Origin of the sequence: Stenotrophomonas sp. S41, assembly GCF_016624625.1 — a bacterium.
Taxonomy (GTDB): domain Bacteria; phylum Pseudomonadota; class Gammaproteobacteria; order Xanthomonadales; family Xanthomonadaceae; genus Stenotrophomonas.
Genome location: NZ_JACVTV010000051.1, coordinates 21,143 through 27,623, shown reverse-complemented (window position 1 = coordinate 27,623; position 6,481 = coordinate 21,143). Strand labels below are relative to the sequence as shown.

Sequence of the window (6,481 nt, the reverse complement as noted above, 5' to 3'; positions counted from 1 at the left end):
GTGGATCTACCGGCGCAATCCCGGCCGCATGCCGGGGTCGGATCCCTTTCCACAGGAAAGGGCTCTGACCCCACACCGGGGCTCCATCCACGCATGGCGTGGATCTACCGGCGCAATCCCGGCCACATGCCGGGGTCGGATCCCTTTCCACAGGAAAGGGCTCTGACCCCACACCGGGGCCCCATCCACGCATGGCGTGGATCTACTGACGCAATCCCGGTGGGGGCCGACCGTTGGTCGGAACCTGCCTCCCCGCGCCGCCACGACCCACGGTCGCGGCCTACCTGAATGGGCCCGCCTGCGTGCGGGCCCTTTTTTTGCTGCGCTGCGGGTTGCACACCGCTCCATAATTATGCCGTAATTATTTCAACACCAATCGGAAGCCGGTCGATGAACCCGAGCTGGGACACGTTGGAACGCAGCCGCCAGGCCCGCCTGGAACGGGCCGCGCCATGGGCCAGGGGCCGCGAGGTCGCCGCCGCGGATGTGGCCGAACTGCTGCACGCCCTGCTGGAACCGGGCGACAAGGTCTGCCTGGAGGGCAACAACCAGAAGCAGGCCGATTTCCTCGCCCAGGCCTTGGCCGACCTGGACCCGGCACGGGTGCACGACCTGCACATGGTGCAGTCGGTGCTGTCGCTGCCCTCGCACCTGGATGTGTTCGAGCGCGGCATCGCGTCGAAGCTGGACTTCTCGTTCTCAGGCCCGCAGTCGGTGCGGCTGGCCAACCTGGTGGCCGAAGGGCGCATCCAGATCGGTGCCATCCACACCTACCTGGAACTGTTCGGGCGCTACTTCATCGACCTCACCCCGCGCGTGGCGCTGGTCGCCGCGCAGGCCGCTGACCGCCACGGCAACCTCTATACCGGCCCGAACACCGAAGACACCCCGGTGATCGTCGAGGCCACCGCCTTTGGCGGCGGCATCGTCATCGCCCAGGTCAACGAAATCGTCGACACCCTCCCCCGCGTCGATATCCCCGCTGACTGGGTCAACTTCGTGGTGCAGGCGCCGCGCCCGAACCACATCGAACCACTGTTCACCCGCGACCCGGCGCAGATCTCCGAGATCCAGGTGCTGATGGCGATGATGGCCATCAAGGGCATCTACGCCGAGTACGGCGTCAACCGCCTGAACCACGGCATCGGCTTCGACACTGCGGCCATCGAACTGCTGCTGCCGACCTACGCCGAATCGCTGGGGCTGAAGGGCAAGATCTGCCAGCACTGGGCGCTGAACCCGCACCCGGCGCTGATTCCGGCGATCGAATCGGGCTTCGTCAAATCGGTGCACTCGTTCGGTTCGGAACTGGGCATGGAGAAATACATCGCCGCACGTGGCGATGTGTTCTTCACCGGTGCCGACGGTTCGATGCGCTCCAACCGAGCGTTCTCGCAGACCGCCGGCCTGTATGCCTGCGACATGTTCATCGGCTCGACCCTGCAGATCGACCTGCAGGGCAACAGCTCCACCGCCACCCGTGACCGCATCGCCGGCTTTGGTGGCGCCCCCAACATGGGCTCGGATGCGCGCGGCCGCCGCCACGCCAGCGACGCCTGGATTAAGGCCGGCCAGCAGGCCGCGCGGCCGGGCGAGATGCCGCGCGGGCGCAAGCTGGTGGTGCAGATGGTGGAAACCTTCCGCGAGCACATGGCGCCGGCCTTCGTTGAACGACTGGACGCCTGGGAACTGGCCGAGCGCGCGGACATGCCACTGCCGCCGGTGATGATCTACGGCGACGACGTCAGCCACGTGCTGACCGAGGAAGGCATCGCCAACCTGCTGCTGTGCCGCACCCCGGAGGAACGCGAACAGGCGATCCGCGGCGTCTCCGGCTACACCGCCGTCGGCCTCGGCCGCGACCGCGCGATGGTGGAGAACCTGCGCGACCGCGGCGTGATCCGTCGTCCCGAAGATCTCGGCATCTCGCCGCGCGATGCCAGCCGTGACCTGCTGGCCGCGCGTTCGGTGAAGGACCTGGTGCGCTGGTCCGGCGGCCTGTACGACCCGCCCAAGCGCTTCCGCAACTGGTAAGGGACTGAGCATGGAAACCCTCGACTATCGATTCGACGGCCGCACCCCCGTGCAGTTCCCGCGCGATGCGGTGCTGGTGGGCGTGCTCGCCTCGGGCAACCTGGAAATCCTGCTGGAACCTGCCGCGCAGGACGGGGCGATGACGGTGCGCATCATCACCGCCGCGCAGGGCTTCGGCACCATCTGGCAGGCGGTCATTGCCGATTTCGCCCAGCGCCATCCCCTGCGCGACGTGCGCGTCTCGATCAACGATGCCGGTGCTACCCCGGCCGTGGTCAGCCTGCGCCTGGACCAGGCCGTGGAAACCCTGCTGGCCGGAGGCACCCCATGAGCCACGTGCAACGCCACAGCTATTACGAAGCCGATGCACGCGAACGCATCGCCGGCCTGGTCGACGCCGGTTCGTTCCGCGAATTCCTCGGCCCCGCACGGCGCATGATGAGCCCGCACCTGGCCCAGCTCGACCAGCCGGCCGCCTTCGACGATGGCATCGTCGTCGGCGAAGCGACACTGCAGGGCAAGCGCGTGCTGCTGGCCGCGCAGCAGGGTGAATTCATGGGCGGTGGCGTCGGCGAAGTGCACGGCGCCAAGCTGACCGGCCTGCTGCGCCGCGCCGCAGAGACACATCCCGATGGGGTGCTCCTGCTGCTGGATACCGGCGGCGTGCGCCTGCACGAAGCCAATGCCGGCCTGATTGCGATTTCCGAAATCATGCGCGCCACCCTGGGCGCACGCGCTGCCGGCGTACCGGTAGTAGCACTGATCGGCAGCGGCAACGGCGCGTTCGGCGGCATGGGCATCGTCGCCCGCTGCTGCACCACCGTCATCATGTCCGAGGAAGGCCGGCTGTCACTGTCCGGGCCGGAAGTGATCGAGACCGTGCGCGGCGTGGAAGAGTTCGATTCGCGCGACCGCGCACTGGTCTGGCGCGTGACGGGCGGCAAGCACCGCTACCTGATCGACCAGGCGCAGGTGCTGGTGCCCGACGCCATCGAAGCCTTCGCCCGCGCCGCCGCCGATGCATTGCAGGCCGACGCCGCCAGCCGCGATACCGACACTGCACTGAGCGCCCTGCAGGCCCGCCACGCCGCGTTGAAGGCACGCGTGCAGGCCTGGGGCGACTGCCGCGATGGACTGGAGATCTGGACCCGCCAGGGCATCGCCGAGCCCGAGCGCCTGCCGCTGCTGGACACCGACGCCTTCCTCGCCGCCACCGCCGACCGGAGCCTGCCATGAGCGCCCCGCTGCAGACCCTGCTCGACGCCCTGTTCCCGCGCGGCCACCGCATCAACATCAATGATTCGGTACTGACCGGCACGGCCAGCACCGAAGATGGCGAAGTGACGGTGATCGGCACCACCGACCGCATCGAGGTCGGCGTCGACCATGCGCTGGCGCTGGCCGAAACCGTGCTGGCCAGTACCGCCGCACACCCGCAGCGGCCGATCGTGATGCTGGCCGACACCGCCGGCCAGCGCCTGGCCCGCCGCGATGAACTGCTGGGCATCAATGGTTACTTCGCCCACCTCGCGCAGACGATCGACCTGGCCCGCCGTCGTGGCGCGCGCCTGGTCACCCTGGTCTACGGCGAATCGGTGAGCGGTGGCTTCCTGTCCTTCGGCTTGATGGCCGACCACATCCATGCCCTGCCCGATGCGCAGGTGCGGGTGATGGACCTGCGCGCGATGGCGCGGGTAACCAAGCAACCGCTGGAAAAACTGCAGGCGCTCAGCCAGAGCTCGCCGGTGTTCGCGCCGGGCGTGGCCAACTACGTGTCGATGGGCGCGGTCGAATCGCTGTGGAACGGTGACCTCGCCCAGCACCTGCTGCAGGCGCTGCGCACGCCCAGCGACGGCGACCTGCGTGCCGCACGCGGTGCCGAGCGTGGTGGCCGCGCGCTTGCGGCGGATGTCTGCACTGCGGTGGCCCGCGGCGATGCCTGACCGGCCCGCCCGCCACACGCTGGTCTGGCTGTCGGCGCATGCCGACTGGCGGGCCGACGTGGCCGCGCAGGAACCGCGCCTGGCGGCGTGGTTCGCGCAGGGGCTGCCCGCGATGGTGGCGCGGCGTGCCGTGGATGATCCCGACCCGCGCCTGCGCCTGGGCGTGCCGCTGCCGCCGAGCGAGGGCAAGCAGCGCCTGGCGCTGCGCGTGCCGCTGCATGACGTGCTGCGCCAGCAGCCGCCGCCGACGCTGGAAGCCATCCTCACCACCGGCGTTGCCAACGACTGGCAGGCCGGACTGCACGCACTGGCGCGCCTTGCGCCGGCCCGTGTGTTCGGTGCCTTCGCCTGGCAGCACCTGAGTGGCCTGCCCTATGTGCATGCCGCATCGGATATCGACCTGCTGTGGCAGGTGGAGGCCACGGCGCAGGCCGATGCGCTGGTGGCACGCCTGCAGCAGTGGGAAGCCGAGCACGGCCGTCGGGTGGATGGCGAACTGTGCCTGGCCGACGGTGGCGCGGTGAACTGGCGCGAATACGCCGGTGGCAGCCGCCAGGTGCTGGTCAAACGCCTGGATGGTGCCGCGCTGGAAGCCCGTGACCGGCTGTTCGTGGCCACCGGAGTGGCCGCATGAACGCCCTCGCCCATGCTGACCGCACCGTCGCGCGCCGCGTCGACAGCGCGCGCCTGGGCCGCCTGGCCATCGCCAGCCTGCATGCGGAACTGGCCTGCGCACCCAAGCCGGGCCTGGTCACTCCGTTCGATACCGGCAGCCATGACGACATGGATGCCGGTACGTTCCTGCGCAGCCTGTTCGCGCTGCGCCACTACTTCACCTCGATTGCCGATGCCGGTGCCGCTGATGCGCCGTTTGCCAACCTGCGCGCGCACGGCATCGCCGCCGAGCACGCAATGCTGCGCGCCACCGGCGGCATCAATACCCATCGCGGCGCCATCTTCAGCCTGGGCCTGCTGGTGGCTGCTGCTGCACGCTGCCACCGCCAGCAGGGCCACGCCGCGCCCGCTGCGCAGGTCTGCCTGGCCGTGCAGCACTGGGCGGATGATTTCGCCGCGGCGCCGCTGGATGCGAACAGCCCCGGCCAGCGCGCGCGCCTGCGCCATGGCGTGCCGGGCGTGCGCGAACAGGCCGCCGCCGGTTACCCCGTGCTGCGCGACCTGGCCGTACCGACCCTGCGCCATGCGATGCACAACGGCCTGTCGCGTGATGCGGCGCTATGCCAGACGCTGATGCAGCTGGTCGCGCAGGTGGACGATCTGAATCTGCTGCACCGTGGCGGCGGAGAGGGCCTGGCCTGGGCGCAGCAGCAGGCGCGCCGCTTCATCGAGGCGGGCGGTGCCTTCGCACCCGGCTGGGAAACTCGCCTGCACGGCATCGGAGAGGGCTTCGTCGCGCGCCGCCTGAGCCCGGGTGGCAGCGCCGACCTGCTGGCCTGCAGCTGGTTCCTGCTGCAGCAGGAGGGCGCATGAGCCTGGCCCTGCTCTGCCCCGGACAAGGTGCGCAGCACGCGGCGATGTTCGACCGCGTGCGCGAGCTGCCTGCGGCCCGCGACGTACTGGCGTCGGCCAGCGCCGTACTCGGCCGTGACGCGTTCGCGGCCGCCGCCGATGAAACACGCTTCGACAACGCACTGGCGCAACCGCTGCTGTGTGCCGCAACGCTGGCGCACTGGCACGGCCTGCGCGAGGCGTTGCCGGCACCGCTGCTGGTGGCCGGCTACAGCATCGGTGAACTGGCCGCGCATGCGATCGCCGGCAGCGTTGATGCGAGCACCTGCCTGGGCCTGGCCGCGCAGCGCGCGCAACTGATGGATGCGGCCAGCCCTGCCGACGCAGGCATGCGGGCCGTGCTGGGGCTGGAGCGCCACACGCTGCAGCCGCTGTGTGATGCACACGGCGCGCATGTGGCCATCGCCAACGGTCGCGATCACTTCATCGTCGGCGGCACGCAGGCTTCCCTGCAGGCCCTGGACGATGCCGCGCGCGCGCAGGGCGCGGAGATCCGCCCGCTGCCGGTGCATGTGCCCGCGCATACGCCGCTGCTGCACGCTGCCGTCGCACCGTTCGCCGCTGCACTCGATGCCTCGCCGCTGCAGGCCCCGCGCCTGCCGCTGCTGGCCGGCATCGATGCGCGCCCGGTGCGGGACCGCGCAGCAGCGGTGCACACGCTGTCGGCGCAGCTGGCACAGACCATTGAATGGGCGCAGGTGATGCGCCAGGCCTTCGAGCGCGGCGCGCGGGTATTCCTGCAGCTGGGCCCGGGCAATGCATTGGCGCGCATGGTCGCGCCGTCCTATCCGTGCTGCGAGGTGCGCGCGGTGGAAGAGTTCCAGAGCCTGGACGGCGCGGCGGCATGGGTCCGCAGCGCGCTGGAGCGGCTGCAGTAACGGGTTCGAGCAGTACGTATCACGCATCACGTTGTACGACGCCTTGCCCCGGGATGGCGGGTCTCCATCCGAGCTGTACCCGAGTCACGTGTCTGGGAG

Annotated in this window: 7 protein-coding genes; all 7 read left to right on the top strand. The window is 69.9% G+C overall.

The features are described 5' to 3' along the window. Positions 1 to 390 precede the first annotated feature (390 nt). Genes mdcA through mdcH form a run of 7 tightly spaced genes read left to right on the top strand, consistent with a single transcriptional unit; the run spans position 391 to position 6,382 of the window. The gene (mdcA, locus tag IAE56_RS12260) at positions 391 to 2,034 is read left to right on the top strand and encodes a malonate decarboxylase subunit alpha (protein WP_200732864.1); all 1,644 of its coding nucleotides are present in this window, start codon (positions 391 to 393) and stop codon (positions 2,032 to 2,034) included. A gap of 10 nt (positions 2,035 to 2,044) precedes the next feature. Continuing rightward, positions 2,045 to 2,365 (top strand): malonate decarboxylase acyl carrier protein, encoded by a 321-nt coding sequence (gene mdcC / locus IAE56_RS12255; protein ID WP_108768143.1) that lies wholly within the window; start codon positions 2,045 to 2,047, stop codon positions 2,363 to 2,365. After that, positions 2,362 to 3,270 carry a biotin-independent malonate decarboxylase subunit beta gene (locus tag IAE56_RS12250; protein WP_200752723.1) on the top strand — a complete coding sequence of 303 codons (909 nt, stop codon included), beginning with the start codon at positions 2,362 to 2,364 and terminating at the stop codon, positions 3,268 to 3,270. Before mdcC ends, IAE56_RS12250 begins: the two co-directional genes overlap by 4 nt. After that, on the top strand, positions 3,267 to 3,977 hold the full coding sequence (gene mdcE / locus IAE56_RS12245) for a biotin-independent malonate decarboxylase subunit gamma (RefSeq protein ID WP_108768141.1): 711 nt from the start codon (positions 3,267 to 3,269) through the stop codon (positions 3,975 to 3,977). The genes IAE56_RS12250 and mdcE overlap by 4 nt, the downstream gene beginning before the upstream one ends. Then, complete coding sequence (mdcG, locus tag IAE56_RS12240) at positions 3,970 to 4,611, top strand: malonate decarboxylase holo-[acyl-carrier-protein] synthase (RefSeq protein ID WP_200752722.1); 642 nt, start codon at positions 3,970 to 3,972, stop codon at positions 4,609 to 4,611. Before mdcE ends, mdcG begins: the two co-directional genes overlap by 8 nt. Beyond that, the gene (gene mdcB, locus IAE56_RS12235; RefSeq protein ID WP_200752721.1) at positions 4,608 to 5,465 is read left to right on the top strand and encodes a triphosphoribosyl-dephospho-CoA synthase MdcB; all 858 of its coding nucleotides are present in this window, start codon (positions 4,608 to 4,610) and stop codon (positions 5,463 to 5,465) included. Before mdcG ends, mdcB begins: the two co-directional genes overlap by 4 nt. Continuing rightward, positions 5,462 to 6,382 (top strand): malonate decarboxylase subunit epsilon, encoded by a 921-nt coding sequence (gene mdcH / locus IAE56_RS12230; protein ID WP_200752720.1) that lies wholly within the window; start codon positions 5,462 to 5,464, stop codon positions 6,380 to 6,382. The genes mdcB and mdcH overlap by 4 nt, the downstream gene beginning before the upstream one ends. Positions 6,383 to 6,481: the final 99 nt, after the last annotated feature.